The following is a 1,454-nucleotide window of genomic DNA, read 5'->3' on the forward strand; positions in this document are numbered from 1 at the left end:
GGCGAAGTCACTGATACCACGCTTCCAGGAAAAGCTCCTAAGCTTCAGCTTACGCAGACCGTACCGTAAACCGACACAGGTGGGTAGGATGAGAATTCTCAGGCGCTTGAGAGAACTCGGGTGAAGGAACTAGGCAACATGGCACCGTAACTTCGGGAGAAGGTGCACCCTTTTTGGTGGCTCGTGCGAGCTATAGCTGAAGAGGGTCGCAGTAACCAGGCCGCTGCGACTGTTTATCAAAAACACAGCACTCTGCAAACACGAAAGTGGACGTATAGGGTGTGACGCCTGCCCGGTGCTGGAAGGTTAATTGATGGGGTCAGCCGCAAGGCGAAGCTCTTGATCGAAGCCCCAGTAAACGGCGGCCGTAACTATAACGGTCCTAAGGTAGCGAAATTCCTTGTCGGGTAAGTTCCGACCTGCACGAATGGCGTAACGACAGCGGCGCTGTCTCCACCCGAGACTCAGTGAAATTGAAATCGCTGTGAAGATGCAGCGTTCCCGTGGCAAGACGGAAAGACCCCGTGAACCTTTACTATAGCTTTACACTGAACGTTGAGTTCGTCTGTGTAGGATAGGTGGGAGGCTATGAAACTGTGGCGCTAGCTGCAGTGGAGCCATCCTTGAAATACCACCCTGTCGTGCTTGACGTTCTAACCTGGGCCCATTATCTGGGTCGGGGACCGTGTATGGTGGGTAGTTTGACTGGGGCGGTCTCCTCCTAAAGAGTAACGGAGGAGCTCGAAGGTACGCTCAGCGCGGTCGGACATCGCGCACTGTGTGCAAAGGCATAAGCGTGCTTGACTGCAAGATCGACGGATCAAGCAGGTAGGAAACTAGGACTTAGTGATCCGGTGGTTCTGTATGGAAGGGCCATCGCTCAACGGATAAAAGGTACTCCGGGGATAACAGGCTGATACCGCCCAAGAGTTCATATCGACGGCGGTGTTTGGCACCTCGATGTCGGCTCATCACATCCTGGGGCTGTAGTCGGTCCCAAGGGTATGGCTGTTCGCCATTTAAAGTGGTACGCGAGCTGGGTTCAGAACGTCGTGAGACAGTTCGGTCCCTATCTGCCATGGGCGTTGGAGATTTGAGAGGGGCTGCTCCTAGTACGAGAGGACCGGAGTGGACGAACCTCTGGTGTTCCGGTTGTCACGCCAGTGGCATTGCCGGGTAGCTATGTTCGGAAGCGATAACCGCTGAAAGCATCTAAGCGGGAAGCGCGCCTCAAGATGAGATCTCCCGGGGCACAAGCCCCCTGAAGGAACCATGTAGACTACGTGGTTGATAGGTCAGGTGTGTAAGTACAGCAATGTATTGAGCTAACTGATACTAATGATCCGAGAGGCTTGACCATATAACCTCAAGTTGCCTTGGCTTTACGACAACGTCGTAAGAGCATCCAAGTGCACGCTACGTCACAAGAACTACGAGAGGCAGGCGCCTTATCC

1 rRNA gene (running past one end of the window) is annotated in these 1,454 nt (G+C 53.9%); it reads left to right on the plus strand.

Annotated elements, in window-relative coordinates:
• Positions 1–1,360 (plus strand): 23S ribosomal RNA (locus AC5O77_RS21500) (it extends 1,619 nt beyond the left edge of the window).
• Positions 1,361–1,454 lie beyond the last annotated feature (94 nt).

This window comes from Stenotrophomonas sp. INTA L402-1 (genome assembly GCF_059295135.1).